This window comes from Paludisphaera mucosa (assembly GCF_029589435.1).
In the GTDB taxonomy this organism is placed as follows: domain Bacteria; phylum Planctomycetota; class Planctomycetia; order Isosphaerales; family Isosphaeraceae; genus Paludisphaera; species Paludisphaera mucosa.
In genome coordinates, this window is the sequence record NZ_JARRAG010000002.1 from 1,327,312 (window position 1) to 1,342,004 (window position 14,693).

Annotated in this window: 12 protein-coding genes; 9 read left to right on the forward strand and 3 right to left on the reverse strand. The window is 72.1% G+C overall.

Annotated features, from left to right (window positions below; genetic code table 11):
- Positions 1 to 154 precede the first annotated feature (154 nt).
- Both PZE19_RS14845 and PZE19_RS14850 read left to right on the forward strand, forming a co-directional pair.
- A complete protein-coding gene (locus PZE19_RS14845) occupies positions 155 to 1,123 on the forward strand; it encodes an aldo/keto reductase (RefSeq protein WP_277861412.1) in 969 nt (322 codons plus the stop codon).
- 67 nt (positions 1,124 to 1,190) lie between these two features.
- Complete coding sequence (locus PZE19_RS14850) at positions 1,191 to 1,718, forward strand: hypothetical protein (RefSeq protein ID WP_277861413.1); 528 nt, start codon at positions 1,191 to 1,193, stop codon at positions 1,716 to 1,718.
- Between the two features lie 7 nt (positions 1,719 to 1,725).
- Here PZE19_RS14850 and PZE19_RS14855 read toward each other — a convergent pair whose 3' ends face one another.
- On the reverse strand, positions 1,726 to 2,697 hold the full coding sequence (locus tag PZE19_RS14855; protein WP_277861414.1) for a hypothetical protein: 972 nt from the start codon (positions 2,695 to 2,697) through the stop codon (positions 1,726 to 1,728).
- 230 nt (positions 2,698 to 2,927) lie between these two features.
- Here PZE19_RS14855 and PZE19_RS14860 point away from each other — a divergent pair, with 230 nt between their 5' ends.
- Entirely contained in the window at positions 2,928 to 3,404 is a 477-nt protein-coding gene (locus PZE19_RS14860) for a DinB family protein (protein ID WP_277861415.1), read from the forward strand.
- Between the two features lie 10 nt (positions 3,405 to 3,414).
- Here PZE19_RS14860 and PZE19_RS14865 read toward each other — a convergent pair whose 3' ends face one another.
- The gene (locus tag PZE19_RS14865) at positions 3,415 to 5,172 is read right to left on the reverse strand and encodes a glycoside hydrolase family 16 protein (protein WP_277861416.1); all 1,758 of its coding nucleotides are present in this window, start codon (positions 5,170 to 5,172) and stop codon (positions 3,415 to 3,417) included.
- 608 nt (positions 5,173 to 5,780) lie between these two features.
- Between PZE19_RS14865 and PZE19_RS14870 the strand changes: the two genes are divergently transcribed.
- From PZE19_RS14870 to PZE19_RS14885, 4 genes are all read left to right on the forward strand, one after another.
- On the forward strand, positions 5,781 to 6,557 hold the full coding sequence (locus PZE19_RS14870) for a 2-phosphosulfolactate phosphatase (RefSeq protein WP_277861417.1): 777 nt from the start codon (positions 5,781 to 5,783) through the stop codon (positions 6,555 to 6,557).
- Between the two features lie 114 nt (positions 6,558 to 6,671).
- Positions 6,672 to 8,195, forward strand: coding sequence for a glycine--tRNA ligase (locus PZE19_RS14875; protein ID WP_277861418.1), 1,524 nt, complete (start codon positions 6,672 to 6,674; stop codon positions 8,193 to 8,195).
- Positions 8,196 to 8,250: 55 nt separating this feature from the next.
- A complete protein-coding gene (locus tag PZE19_RS14880; RefSeq protein WP_277861419.1) occupies positions 8,251 to 9,120 on the forward strand; it encodes a sugar phosphate isomerase/epimerase family protein in 870 nt (289 codons plus the stop codon).
- A 20-nt stretch (positions 9,121 to 9,140) separates the two neighbouring features.
- Positions 9,141 to 9,662: a hypothetical protein gene (locus PZE19_RS14885; RefSeq protein WP_277861420.1), complete on the forward strand. Its 522-nt coding sequence runs from the start codon at positions 9,141 to 9,143 to the stop codon at positions 9,660 to 9,662.
- 29 nt (positions 9,663 to 9,691) lie between these two features.
- Here the strand turns inward: PZE19_RS14885 and PZE19_RS14890 are convergent, their stop codons facing one another.
- Positions 9,692 to 11,914 carry a cellulose binding domain-containing protein gene (locus tag PZE19_RS14890; RefSeq protein WP_277861421.1) on the reverse strand — a complete coding sequence of 741 codons (2,223 nt, stop codon included), beginning with the start codon at positions 11,912 to 11,914 and terminating at the stop codon, positions 9,692 to 9,694.
- A gap of 558 nt (positions 11,915 to 12,472) precedes the next feature.
- Between PZE19_RS14890 and PZE19_RS14895 the strand changes: the two genes are divergently transcribed.
- Both PZE19_RS14895 and PZE19_RS14900 read left to right on the forward strand, forming a co-directional pair.
- Positions 12,473 to 13,246, forward strand: coding sequence for a creatininase family protein (locus PZE19_RS14895; protein WP_277861422.1), 774 nt, complete (start codon positions 12,473 to 12,475; stop codon positions 13,244 to 13,246).
- Positions 13,243 to 14,502 carry an MFS transporter gene (locus PZE19_RS14900; protein ID WP_277861423.1) on the forward strand — a complete coding sequence of 420 codons (1,260 nt, stop codon included), beginning with the start codon at positions 13,243 to 13,245 and terminating at the stop codon, positions 14,500 to 14,502. The genes PZE19_RS14895 and PZE19_RS14900 overlap by 4 nt, the downstream gene beginning before the upstream one ends.
- Positions 14,503 to 14,693 lie beyond the last annotated feature (191 nt).

Sequence of the window (14,693 nt, forward strand, 5' to 3'; positions counted from 1 at the left end):
TCGGAAATGTTTCGAACGATACGCCGTCGCCCCTCGGGTCTTACAGGGCCGATCGCGGATCGACGCCATGGCCCCGCGCGGCGGGACGGGATACGATGCCCGGATCGGAGCGTCGCGTCCCACGTCGTCGTCATCCCTTCCGCGAGGAGCCGTCATGGACCTTTCTCGACGCCAGTTCATCCAGGCCGCGGCCGCCGGGGCCGCCGTCGCGCCGGCGATGGGCGCGGGGGCCGCGGGCAAGCTGCCGACGCGGGCGTTCGGCAAGACGGGGCTCGAGGTGTCGATCATCGGGTTCGGCTCGGGCAGCCGGTTCCTGATGTACGACGACGAGAAGGCCCTCGAGGCGCTGACGCGGGCGCTCGAGCTGGGCATCACCTACATCGACACGGCCAACGGCTACGGCGACGGCAAGAGCGAGGAGCGGATCGGCCGGATCCTGCCCGCCTGGCGCGACAAGGTGACGGTCGCCACCAAGCTCGGGGCCCGCAAGGGGGACGACGCCAGGCGGCAGCTCGAGGCGAGCCTCAAGCGTCTGAAGACCGACCACCTGGACGTCGTCCACATCCACGCCCTCTCCGGCGACGAGGACCTCGCCCGGATCGAGGCGGCCGACGGGGTCCTGAAGGCGCTCTACGAGGCCCGCGACCAGAAGGTCGTCCGCGCCGTGGGGATCAGCTGCCACGCCGCGCCGGCGACCCTCAAGACGGCCCTGGAGCGGCACGACTTCGACGCCACCCAGATGGCCCTCAACGCCGCGATGGCCCGCATGGCCGACGCCAAGGGGGGGATGAAGGCCACGCCGATGGCCGAGGGGAGCTTCGAGGAGCTGGCCCTGCCGGTCGCCGTCCGCAAGGGCCTCGGCGTCATCGCCATGAAGGTCTTCGCGCAGGAGCAGATCCTGGGCGCCGCGCCGGTCGAGAAGCTGATGGCCTACGCGCTGTCGCTCCCCGTCAGCCTGGCGAGCCTGGGGATGCCGAAGCTCGAATTCATCGACCGCAACATCGAGATCGCCCGCGCCTTCGCGCCGATGCCGGCCGACGAGCGCAAGCGCCTGAGCGACTCGATCGCGACCGAGCGCAAGGCGGCCGTGGTCGAATTCTTCCGCGACCATCGCGACGCCTGAGCCGCGTTGCGATGGACCGGCCCGCCCCCCGCTCAAGACGTACGGCCCTCCCCGGGAGGGGATCGTCATGATGAGTCCGCAGGAAGCGCTCGCCGAGCTGCTCGCGTCGCTCGACTCCGACAAGACCCAAGGCTACGGGCCGGGCCCGATCCCGGACGCGGTCGACGACCTGGTCCGCCGGCTCGTCGGGCGGATCCGGGGGGCGGACCCGGCGACCCGCGATGAGCTGTGGCGGAAGCTCGGCGACCGCCACGGGATGCTCTGCCTGCTCTTCGCCGAGCGCATGGCCGCCCTGGCCGTCCGCACGGGCGACCCCGAGCACGTCCGCGAGGGCCTCGAAGCCGCGACGCTCGGCGCCCGGGCCGTCGAGCCCCGCGACGGGATCCTCCGCCTGGCCCCGCTGTACGACGCCCTGATGAAGCTCGGCCGGAATCCCACGCCCTACTTCGCGGCGGCCGAGGACCTCGCCGATCGGTACTTCGTCGCCGACCTCCAGGGCTTCCCCTTCCGGGCGGAGGCGGATCGATCGCTCGCCTCGATGGGCTACGTCGAAGGCTTCGACCGCGACGGCTTCCGCTACGTCCAGGAATGGTGATCGCCCCTCAGGCGAGCCGCCGGGCGACGCCGCGGAGGCCGAGCCAGGCGAGGATCCCCGTCGTCGCCAGGGCCAGCAGGACGGCCCGCGTTTGGGCCTCCGCGGGGCTCGCCGGCGGGGGGGGCTGCGTCGTCTCGTCGGCCGGGAGCGAGGGGATCGCGGCGGTCTCGATCGCGGTGTCGGGCGGCCCGAGGGGCGTCGCGTCGGGCGTCGCGTCGGGCGTCGCGTCGGGCGGGGCGGCCGGGCGGAGGACTTCTCCCAGGTCGCCGAGGTCCCGGAACGACGTCGCGCGGAATCGGCTGGACCAGGTGCGCCGGCGGGATTTCGGGGCGGCCTGAAAGGCGCCGCCGAGGAGCCAGAGCTTGCCGCGCCACTCCGTCGGCACGAACCCGCCCGAGGCGCAGCGGCGGGCTTCCACCAGCTCGATCTCGCGGCCCTGTTCCATCTCATCTTGGCGGTGGGTTTCGATCAGGCGGAGCCACCTCGGGAGCCAGCCGACGGACGGGTCGTAGGCGACCACGAGGTCGACCCGTCGGTCGGCCTCGTCGATGCGGTAGTTCTCCACCGTCACGCGCCGGCCGTCCCGCACGCCCGGCTGGCGAATGGGATCCACCCCGGCGAAGCGGGCCTTGAGGATGCTCGGGAGGTCCTGGCCCAGGCTGCCGAAAGGGGACGGTCCCTCGTTCCCGTACGCCTCGCCCCCTCCGCCGCGCGGAATCTCCGTCCACCGGCTCCGGGAGCTTCGACCCTGGTACAGGCCCGGGCGGTAGTACTCCGCGGCCCCGTCGCAGGCCCACGCCCCGACGGTCGGCCTGTCCACGTCCTCGAGCCAGGCAGGCTCCTCGCCTGCGGGCGGCGGATCGTGCTCGAGGACGTATTCCATCTCGGCCCGGATCAACGCGTAATTGGCCCGGAAGCGTTCCAGCGGGGTCGGGTCGCTCGCCACCAGGCCGAGCAGCATCACCGTCGCGACGTGCATCGAGGCCGCCTCCGGACGGGGGGGTCTTATAAGTTTCGGATCGACATGCGTCGTCGATCTTGGTCGCGGCGCGTCGCGATGTCAAGCTCGTCGGCGAGGGAATTTTTACATTTGTAGTAGGTAGTGGCGTCGAGGCCGGCGGCCGTCGTGCTCCGCCGGCCGCGAGTGGTACGATGGTGCGTCCCGGCGAGGCGTCGGGCCTCGCGTCTCGACGACTGGGAGAAGTCATCATGGCCGAGCCGAACCGGGCCGAACTCGAAGGCCTCATCGACGACCTCCGCCGCGGGTATGACGGCGAGCCGTGGCACGGGCCCTCGCTGCGCAAGGTGCTCGAAGGCGTGACCGCCGAGGCGGCCGATGCGCGGCCCGTCCCGGGCGGGCACACGATCCGCGAGCTGGTCGCCCACCTCGCGGCCTGGGACGACGTGGTCGCGCGTCGCATCGCCGAGCGCCGCGCGATGGAGGAGCCCGACGTCGGCGACTTCCCCGCGGTCGTCGGCGCCGGCCCCGAAGCCTGGGCCGCCGACTTCCGCGAGCTGGACGCCCGCCACGCCGCCCTGCTCGACGTCCTCGCCGACCTCGACCCCGCGCGGCTTCCCGAGACGGTGGCCGGCAAGGATTATTCGATCGCCCACATGGTCCGCGGTGCGGCCCAGCACATGGCCTACCACGCGGCGCAGATCGGGCTCCTGAAGAAACTGATGTGACGCAGCGGCGTCACTCCTTCGCGTACACCCGCACGTAGTCGACGATCATGATCGACGGGTCCGGCGTCTTGTCGACGGGCCAGCCGCCGCCGAGGGCCAGGTCGACGAGCAGGTACAGGGGGACCTTGGCCTCGGGCGGCGTGGGGTGGGTCCGGAGGGGGACGCCGTCGAAGTAGTAGGTGATCACGGCGTCGTCGACCATCACGCCGTAGGTGTGGAAGTCGGCGGTCATGTCGGGGACGAGCGCGACGTCGCCGTCGCCCGTGTGGGGGGCGACGGGGGGCCAGAGGTGGGTCGTGGTGTGCAGCGCGTTGTCGTTGACGCCGTACTGCTCGACGACGTCCAGCTCGATCTGCGTGAGCGTCTTTTTATCCTTCGGCTCCTGCAGTTGCGGGACGCCCAGCAGCCAGAAGGCGGGCCAGGTGCCGGGGCCCTTGGGGAACTTCGCCCGCATCTCGAAGTAGCCGAACTTCTGCGAGAAGCCCTCGCCCTTCGCGTCGACCGACGACAGCAGGCCCGACCGCCACCGACCCTCGACCTTCTTCGCCTCGATGCGCAGGAGATCGTCCTTCACGGTGAACGGGAAGTCGGGCTGGGGGTCGGCGAAGCCGGCGTCGCCGAAGTCGCCGCCGTACGGCGTGTGGGCGATCCAGCGCGTGCCGGGCCCCCAGGCCGAGACGCTCAGCGGGCCGTCGAACTCCTCGCCGAAGGTCCGCTTCCAGCCCGATAGGTTCAGGCTCGGCGGCGGCAGCGTCGGCAAGGGGGCGTCGGCGCGGACGTCAAGATAGCCCACGCGGCAGGCGTCGGGCTCGACCATCGCAAGGTTCGAACCCGCCCCGGCGCGGAAGGTCTTGCGGCCCCCTCCCTTGGCGACGGGCTTGCCCGACCAGAAGCCGAGGACGACCTCGTAGCGGCCGGGCGGCGTCTCGCTCGGCACGACGATCGTCTTCGCGTACTCGACCCGCCCGCTCCAGCGGCTGGTCGGCGCTCCCGGGTCGTGGTCGGCCTGGAAGACCATCTGGCCCTTCTCGTTGCGGAAGTGGACGAAGACGCTGCAATCGATCCCCAGCGGCTCGGCGTCCCAGGCGTAGGTCATCCGCGATCCGAAGCCCGGCCGGCACGCGGTCGGCTCGATCGTGCACGAGACGAGCGTCGGCGTCCCCGCGGCGACCGGGACGGCGGTCAGGTCGTCCAGCCACAGGCTGCTCCGTCCGCCCTCGCCCTTCACCACGTCCTTGCCGACGTTCAGGCCCAGGCCCTTCGCCGGGCCGTGCCACTTGCCGTCGTTCGCGCCTCCCCAGTGCTCGCCGCCGACGAGGTCGGCCACGTTCAGCACCAGCTCGCGCCAGCCGCCCTCCGCGCCGTCGGGGATCGTCGCCCGCCCCTGGTGGCACTGGCCCGTGGCATCGACGAGCCGCACGCCGAGGCCGTTCAGGTCGCGGACCCGCACCCACACACGGAACTGGTCGACGTCGGGAAGATCCAGCCCGTCAAGGTCCTTCCATGACCCCACGTAGGCCCCGCCGCCCCGGAAATCGCCGTCCAGCCGCAGCGACTCCTTCCCCGCCCGCGCCGCCGTCGCGTCGCGTTCAAGGGCCCCCTTCGCCCCCGGGAACTCCTCGCCCCCCACGAACTTCCAGCCCTTGAGGTCGGACTCGAAGTCGTCGATCGGGATCGCCGCGGGCTTGGGGGCCTGCGCGGGCGCGGTCGCCGCAACGAGGGACAACAGGCCGAGGGCGAGGAGCGGTCGGGGAAAAGCGGGACGCATGGGAGGGGCCTCGGGGAACGGCGGGGGGACGACACGCTTTCCCGGAGTTTGCGCCTGTGGGCCGGCGACGACAAGTCGCCGCCGCGGACCCGTCGACGTCCGATCGACCTTCTCCCCTCACGGCCCCCTGCCGAAAAGTCGTTCGCGAGCCCGGGCGATCGTCCTTCTCCCCGCCGTGGGAGAACGTGGCCGGAGGCCGGACGAGGGGCTCGTCATTCGACGCCGGCCCTTCGCAATTCACATCGCCGCATCGGCCTCGAAGTCCGAGGACCCCACGATTGGGGGCCCCCTCATCCGGCCCTTCGGGCCACCCTCTCCCACCAGGGGAGAAGGAGGCTCGCGAATGGCTTCTCGACAGAGCACCACGAGGGGAGAACGATGATTCGCCGCGGCGGTTGCGACGCATACGACATCCCTGGGCTCCTCGCAGCCCGACGCCCCTCCTCCAGTCGTTCCGATCGGCTTGCTCCGGCGTGGAGAGCGAGGTCCGGCCCCGACGCGAAGGGGGCGGGGGCTCCCCAGGCGGGGCGGGCTGTGCCATAATCGCGGGGTGGATTCCGGGCGTCGATCCCGCGGCGGGCGGCGCGCCGGATGGGAGGGGGTTGGGGATGGTCTCGGTACATCTGCTGCCGTCTTTGATACCGTCGGGGGCCTTGCGCGGGGGGGTGGCGGTCGTGATCGACGTCCTGCGGGCCTCCACGACGATCGTCCACGCGCTGGCGCACGGCTGTACGGCCGTGATCCCGTGCGGCGAGATCGACGAGGCCCGACGGGTCGCCGCCGGGCTGCCCCGGGGCTCGGCGCTGCTGGGCGGCGAGCGCCACGGCGTTCCGATCGAGGGGTTCGACCTGGGGAATTCGCCGGGCGAGTACACGGCCGAGGCCTGCCGCGGCAGGACGCTGGTGATGACCACCACCAACGGCACCCGCGCCCTGCTCGCCAGCCTGGAGGCCGAGACGGTCCTGGTCGGGTCGTTCGTCAACTTCGCGGCGACCGTGCAGCGGCTGATCCACGAGGAGCGGCCCGTCCACCTCGTCTGCGCCGGCACCGAGGGGGCGGTCAGCTACGAGGACGCCCTGCTCGCCGGCGCGTTCGCGGGCCGGTTCGTCGACCTGGAGCACGAGCTGGGCAACGACGAGGCCGAGATCGCCCGCGGCCTCTGGGAGCGGGTGCAGGAGAACGTCTGGTCGCACGAGGACCACGGCCTCCGGCCCGGCGAGGAGCCCCCCCTGGTCCGCTACCTGAAGCGCGGGGCCGGCGGCCGGCGGGTGATCGAGCTGGGCCTGGCCGACGACGTCGAGGCCGCCGCGACCCTCAACCGGCCCGACTGCCACCTGGTCGTCGAGCTGGCCCGCGACCCCCTGCGGCTGTTGGCGTCGGACTAGGGCCGCGACCGCCCGATCCGACCGGCCGCGACGCGCCTCGGGGCGGGGTTTTCCGTTTCAAATTCAAGAGATCGACGACGACCGGATCGGCCTCAGGGGAAAGTGGGAACGACGATGGAACTGGAAATGGACAAGCTGGTCTCGCTGTGCAAGCGGCGAGGGTTCATCTTCCCCTCGAGCGAGGTCTACGGCGGGATCAACGGGTTCTGGGACTACGGCCCGCTGGGCGTCGAGCTGAAGCGGAACATCAAGGACGCCTGGTGGCGCGACAACGTCCAGATGCGCGACGACATGGTCGGCCTGGACTGCTCGATCATCATGAACCCGCGGGTCTGGGAGGCGTCGGGCCACGTCGGCGGGTTCAGCGACCCGATGGTCGACTGCCGCGCCACGAAGGAGCGCTACCGCGCCGACCAGATGTACGTCTTCGCCTACGTCTTCCCGGCGACGAACTCCAAGGGCGAGCCGACCGAGGCCTGGCTCGCCGGGCTGGGGGGCTCGCCCGAGGAGGCCGCCGAGCCCGTCGAGAAGCGCGCGGCGAAGCTCGCCAAGAAGTTCGGCAAGCCGGCCGACCCGCCGGTCGTCACCCCCTATCTGCAGATCGCCGCCGACGACCGCATCAAGGTCGTCGGCCCCTCGACCGACGAGACCGGGACGCTCACCGAGCCCCGCTCGTTCAACCTGATGTTCAAGACGTTCGTCGGCGCGCTCGAATCGGAGTCGAACGTCGCCTACCTGCGGCCCGAGACGGCGCAGGGGATCTTCGCCAACTTCAAGAACGTGGTCGACACGGCGCGGGTCAAGCTGCCCTTCGGCATCGCCCAGGTCGGCAAGAGCTTCCGCAACGAGATCAACCCCCGCAACTTCACCTTCCGCTCGCGCGAGTTCGAGCAGATGGAGATCGAGTTCTTCTGCCGGCCCGAGGAGGCGAAGGACTGGTACAAGTACTGGCGCGACCTGCGGTTCGCCTGGTACACGGGCCTGGGCCTGAAGTCGGAGAAGCTGCGGCTCCGCGACCACGACCCCGAGGAGCTGGCCTTCTACTCGACGGCCACCGCCGACATCGAGTACGCCTTCCCCTTCGGCGTCAGCGAGCTGGAGGGCATCGCCCACCGCGGCGCGTACGACCTGACCCAGCACATGAAGTTCAGCGGCAAGGACCTGTCCTACTTCGACGAGGAGAAGAAGGAGCGGTTCACCCCCCACGTCATCGAGCCCTCGGCCGGGGCCGACCGCGCCACGCTGGCCTTCCTGTGCGAGGCCTACGTCGAGGACGAGGTGGCCGGCGAGACCCGCACCGTCCTGAAGTTCCACCCCCGGATCGCCCCCGTGAAGGCCGCCGTCTTCCCGCTGGTCAAGCGCGACGGCATGCCCGAGAAGGCCGAGGCGATCTACCGCGAGCTGAAGCGCTCCCAGAACGTCTACTACGACGAGAAGGGGGCGATCGGCCGCCGCTACCGCCGCCAGGACGAGGCCGGCACGCCGTTCTGCATCACCATCGACAGCCAGACCGCGACCGACGACACCGTGACCTTCCGCGACCGCGACAGTTGCCGCCAGTGGCGCGTCCCGGCCGCCGGCGCGGTGCAGGCGCTGCGGGACCTGCTCGACGGCAAGGCCGTCCCCGGGGCCGAGTGACCGCCCCCGGCCCGGTCGCGTCCCCCCTGCCCCCCCGCGGGAATCGGTGCCGCCCATGAAGCCCTGCATCAGCCAAGCCACGACCATGAACGCCCCGCTCGAGGCCGATTTCCAGGCCTACGGCCGGGGCGGCTGGTCGCTCGTCGAGCTCTGGCTGACGAAGGTCGAGGGCTACCTCCGCGACCACTCCGTCGCCGACCTGCTCGGGCTCCTGGAGTCGAACGGCCTGACTCCGGCCGCCGCCGCCGGCCAGGGGGGGCTCCTCCTCTCGCGGGGCGCCGAGCGGGGCGTCCACTGGGACCTCTTCCGCCGCCGCCTGGCCCTCTTGAAGGAGCTGGACGTGCCGGTCATGGTCGTGGCGGTCGACTTCAACCGCACCCTGACCGACGACGACTACCCGCTGGCCGCGGCCTCGCTCGCCGAGGCCGGCGCGCTGGCGGGCTCGCACGGGGTGAAGATCGCCCTCGAGTTCCAGAAGGGGGCCGCCTTCTGCTCCAGCCTGGACACGACCCTGGCCCTGATCGCCCAGTGCAAGTCGCCGCACGTCGGCGTCTGCCTGGACCTGTTCCACTACTACACCGGGCCCAGCAAGTTCGAGGACTTCGCCTACCTGAACCGCGAGAACCTGGCCTGGGTGCAGGTCTGCGACCTGGCCGGGACGCCGCGCGAGCTGGCCGGCGACGCCGACCGGATCTTCCCCGGCGAGGGCGACTTCCAGATCGCGCCCATCCTCGACCACCTGGGGGCGATCGGCTACGACGGCCCGGTGTCGCTGGAGGTGCTCAACCCGTCGCTCTGGGCCGCGCCCGTCGACCGGATCGCCGACTTCGGCCACCAGGCGATGACCCGCACGCTGGGCCGCTGGGGCGATGGGGACGGGCCCGACGCCGGCCGCGAGTCCGCCGCGGGGCGGGGGGGGCGTTGAGCGTGTCGAGCGTGGCGACGATGCGACCCGCCGCGGCCCTCTTCCACGAAGAGCAATACTTCGACTGGAAGGTCTACGCGCTCATCGGCTCGCTGGAGGCCCTCTGCGGCCTGGCGATCCTGGGCTGGACCCACCGCGCCGACGTCGCCGGCCTGCTGACGCACGCCTGGTCGCTGGAGTTCCTGCTGGGGCTCTCCGCCGGCCTGGGCCTCCCCTTCCTGCTGATCGTCTCGGTCCTGCACATGACCACCGAGGCCGCGGCCGACGTGGTGACCGTCTGGTACGGCTGGGTGCCGATCTACCGCCGCACGATCAACCTGGCCGACGTCAAGTCGTGCGAGGTCGTCCGCTACCGGCCGATCGCCGACTACGGCGGCTGGGGCGTCCGCCGCCTCGCCGACGGCGACCGCGCCCTCACCGCCCGCGGCGACCGCGGCGTCCGCCTCGTCCTCGCCGACGGCTCCCGCCTCCTCATCGGCAGCCAGCGCCCCGAGGACCTCGCCGACGTGCTCGCCCGCTCCGCCCGCCCCGACGCGGCTTGAATCCGCGATCGAGGGGGCGGCCGGGCGGCTCAGGACGTGAAGGGCTTGAAGATCAGCGAGAACTCGAAGAGGCCCTGTACGATGCTGCTCGAGGTCGGCTCGGCGTAGTTCACCGCGCCCCTCGGGTTCTGCTGGTCGCGGTTGAGCGACCAGATGGCCACCTGGCCGAGGCCCGTCTTGTCGGCGAACGCCAGGAGCTTGCGGGCGTCGTCCTGAGTGAAGGTCTCCGTGACGACGTCGTTCAGGCCGATCATCGGCGTGACGCCGATCATCGCCCAGATTTGGGCGTCGGTCGCCGCCGCGCCGAACAGGGGCCGGAGTTGGCCGAAGGTGGACGTGGCCGCCTGGATGGCGTAGTCGCCCATCCGTCCCCGGGGGGAGGGCGCCGCGCTATCGCCGTAGTCCATCGCCATGACGTTGACGCCGCCGAGCTTCACGCCGGCCTTGAGGGCCGACTGCACGACGTACAGCCCGTCGGGCGTCAGGCCGGTCGGGAGGACGGGCAGGGTGAACCAGACCTGCAGCGGCCGGCCCGCGGCCGCGAGGTCGCGCTGCAGGCCGGCCAGGGCCTGCGAGCGGCGGTCGACCGAGGCGCGGTCGGCGACGGCCGCGCCCTCGACGTCGAAGTCGGCGCGGGTCAGCCCGTAGGCGTCGACCACGGTCCGGTAGGCGGCCTTGAGGGCGTCGACGTCGGTGATCGACTGGGCCAACTCCGAGCCCGACGCGCCGCCGAACGAGACGGCGACGTCGCCTCCCATGCCCCGCAGCGCGTTGATCTGGGCGCGGGCGGCCATGTCGAACGCGCCGCCGTCGACGGCGGCGAAGCCGCCCCAGCTCGGGCGGCCCGCATCGGCCACGATGAACGCCAGGTTGAAGTACTTCAGCCCCTGGGACTTCGCCGCGGCGACCAGGTCGTAGGTCGGGTAGAGCCCCATGTCGACGTAGGGCGCGAACACGTGGGCCGGCCACGCGAGGTTCGAGACGGTCAGGGTCACGGTGGCCGTCGCCGTCGCGGCGCGGCCGTCGGAGATCGTGTAGGTGAAGGAATCGGGGCCGGTGAAGCCGGCGGCCGGGGTGTAGGTGATCGCGCCGTCGGCGCCCACGGCGGTCGTGCCGTGCCGTCCCTGGGCCGCGGCCGCGACCTTCAGGGGGTCGCCGTCGGCGTCCGCGTCGTTGGCCAGGACGGTCGTCGTCACGGGACGACCGGGCGCCGTCCACGCGGCGTCGTCGACCGCGACCGGCGCGTGGTTCACGGGGCCCCCGCCGCGGACGACGTAATTCGTCGGCCCCGCGGCCGGGTGGCCGGGGCTCGCGGTGAAGCCGAAGCTCGCCGACGCGCCGGGATCGACGCCGCCGTTGTACGAAGCGTTGGCGACGACGTAATGGTTCCCGACGTGCGAGACGACGACCGCGTCCCAGACCGAGGTCAAGGCCCCGGCGTAGTCGAACTCCAGCGTCCAGGCGGTCCAGGCGTTGCGGCCGCTGTTCCGCACGGTGATCCGGCCGTTGTAGCCGCCCCCCCAATCGTTCGTGACCTGGAACGAGAAGTCGCCCCCGGCCGGCGGAGGCGCGGGCGCGGCGTCGCGGATGACGCCCGCGCCGCGGGCCTTCGCCAGGGTCGCGCCGACCGGGGCGGAGAGGGTCAGGCTGAGCGTCTCGTCGCCCTCGACGAGCGCGTCGGCCAGCACGGCGGTCGTCAGGGTCTTCGCGGTCTCGCCCGGGGCGAACGTGAGCGTGCCCGAGGCCGCGACGTAGTCGGTCCCCGCGACGGCCGTGCCGTTGGACGTGGCGTAGCGGACGGTCGCCGCCGAGGCCGAGGGCGACGAGAGGCTCACGGTCCACGCGAGCGGGGTCGAGCCCGAAGACGGCTCGACGGCCGCGGCGTCGTCGACCCTGAGCGTCGGCGTCGCCGGAGGCGGCGCGGCGCCGTCGAGCGGGGCGCCGTTGAGGCGGTAGTTGGACGGGGCGGCCGTCGACCCGCCCGGACTCGCGATCAGGCCGAAGGCGACCGTCCCGCCCCCCGCCAGCGTGCCGTTCCAGCCCGCGCCGCGGATCACGTAGTGGGAGCCGACGTGGCTCACGACCTGCGCGTCCCAGATCTGAGTGATCCCGGCCGTGTAGTCGAACTCGAGGACCCAGTCGGCGACGGCCGCCGACTGGCGGTTCGTGAGGGTGACGGTCGCCTGGAGCCCCGAGCCCCAGTCCTGCGTGACGGCGAAGGCCGCGGCGACGCCCGAGAGGACGGTCCGCACCTCCAGCGTCTCCTGGCTCGGCCGAGAGCCGCGCCTGCTCCGCCCACGCCGATTCCGGCCGTCGAATCCGAGGAAACTCGTCATGATGGTCCTTCGTAGGATACGATCGGCGCGACGTCGGGACGCCCCGACGCCTTCGCGCCGATCGGGGGACGCGGGGCCGTCGCGGCCCTCGCCCTCTCTCGCTGCTACGGCCTCGCAAGTTCGGCGGTTCGCCCGCGGCACGGGCCGGCCGGGCTCGTGGCTTTTTCGGATCGGAGCACGTCGTGATTCCGCAACGCCGGCCCCGCCGATGTGGCTTCGCGTCGAGCCTCGGCCCCGGGCGACTTCGGCGCGGTTTCGCCCGGGACTCATGCACAAGGCCGACGTCCCGCACGCCGAAGTGCCGGTTCCGGCGTCATTCGCCCGCGGCGCCCGGGCCCCGCGTCCCGGCGAGTCTCCCGGGGTTCGACGCTTTGAACCCGTGGGGCCGTCGACTACACTGGTCCCCGTGCCGCCGGCTCGTCGCGAGGCGAGGCGGGCGGCGGTGAGGTTCGATCCCGGGCGAGGGGGCCCCCGATGCGACTGCAAGACCTGAAATGGCCGGAGGTGGACGCGCTGTCGCGCGACGTGCCGATCGTCGCGCCGATCGCGGCCGTCGAGCAGCACGGGCCGCACCTGCCCGTGTTCACCGACAGCATGCTCCTGGGCGAGGTCGCCCGCCGCGCCGAGGAGGCGCTGGGCGACCGGGCCGTCTGGGCCCCCCTGCTCTGGCTCGGCAACTCGCATCATCATATGGACTTCCCCGGGACCGTCTCGGCCGAGCCGCGGACGTACCTCGACGTCCTCGCCGGCCTGGTCGAGAACTTCCTGCACCACGGCTTCCGGCGGATCGTCTTCCTGAACGGCCACGGCGGCAACATCGTGCCGTCGAGCCAGGCCGTCTTCGAGGCCCGCCAGCGGCACCGCGACCGCAAGGACCTGCTGCTGCTCTCGGCGACCTACTGGGCGACCGGGCCGCAGCCGCCGGACCTCGGGCCGGACTTCGAGCAGGACCACATGGAACACGCCTGCGAGTGGGAGACGTCGATGATCCTCCGGCTCGCGCCCCACCTCGTCGGGCCGATCGACTCGCTGAAATTCGTCAGCGGCTCCGACGGCTTCGCCCCCGCCGCGCACGGGTGGACCACCAGGGACCGGAGCGAGGCCGGCTACATCGGCCGGCCCCGGCACGCCGGCGCCGAGAAGGGCGAGCGGCTGTTCCAGCACTTCTCCGCCGAGGTCGTCGCCTTCCTGGAGAAGGTCGTCGCCTGGGACGGCCGCACGTGGGCCGGGAACGAGGGCCGCGCATGAGCACCACCGACGAGGCGACCGCGACGTCCGCCCCCCCCATCGGCTGGCGGACCTGGGCCGCGTGCGGCCTGATGCTGCTGGCGACGGCGCTCAATTACATGGACCGCCAGGCCCTGGCGCAGCAGGCGAGCGAAGTCCAGGCCGAGCTGGGCCTCAGCAACGAGCACTACGGCAACCTCGAATTCTGGTTCGGGATCGCCTTCGCCGTCGGCGGCGTCGCCACCGGGTTCCTGGTCGACGCGCTCAGCCTGCGCTGGCTCTACCCGGCGATCCTGCTGGCCTGGTCGGCGGTCGGCTACCTCACCGGCGGGGCGCGGTCGTATGAAGAGTTGCTGATGTATCGAGTCCTGCTCGGGTTCTTCGAGGCCGGCCAGTGGCCGTGCGCGTTGGCGGCCTCGCAGCGGCTGCTCTCGCGCGGCAACCGGGCGCTGGGGAACAGCATCCTGCAGAGCGGGGCGTCGCTGGGGGCGATCGCGACGCCGCTCATCGTGCTGGCCCTGAACTCGGGCGGCCTGGGCGGCTGGCGGACCCCCTTCCGCGTGATCGGCGCGCTGGGGGCCGTGTGGGTCGTCGCCTGGCTCGTGCTGATCCGCCCCCGCGACCTGGAGGCGCCCGACCGCGCCTCGGCCCCGGGCGAGGCCGGCGACGTCGCGCCGTCGGACCGGGCGACGGCGATCCGCCGCATCGCCGTCCTGATCGTGGTGGTGATCGCGATCAACCTCTGCTGGCAGTACTTCCGGGCCTGGATGCCGAAGATGCTGGAGAAGGAGCACGGCTACGGCAAGCGGGACGTCCAGCTCTTCTCCTCGGCGTACTACCTGGCGGCGGGCGTCGGCTGCCTGGCGGCGGGCGTGCTCTCGCGGCGACTGGCGACCGGCGGCCGGTCGGTCCACGGCGCGCGGATGGCGACGTTCGCCGCCTGCGTCGCGCTGACGGGCCTGAGCTGCCTGGCGGCGTTCGCGCCCGCGTCGTGGCTGCTGCTCGGCCTGCTGCTGGCGATCGGCTTCGGCTCGCTCGGCCAGTTCCCGACCTACTACGCGTTCACCCAGGAGATCTCGACGCGCTGGATGGGCCGCGTCACGGGCGTGTTGAGCTTCACGACCTGGATCGTCTCGGGCGCGATGCACAAGGCCATCGGCCAGTGGATCGACCGGACCGGCTCCTACGCCGAGCCCACGTTCCTCGCCGGGCTCGTCCCCGTCCTCGCCCTGATCGCCCTCCTCGCCTTCTGGAACGCCCCCCGCCGGGCGGCCTGATCGACGCCGCCGTCGCGAATCGACCCTCTATGATTTTCGGACACGCGCCGAAAGTTCGGGGACGGCCCGCGTCCGGATGTCGCTCAAGATTTTAAGAGACCCGCCCCGCCCCAGGGGCGGTCGCATTCCCGGTCGTCGCACGACGACGCCCGGCCCGTTTTCGTCCACGCCCCGCGAGGATTGCGGGGCCC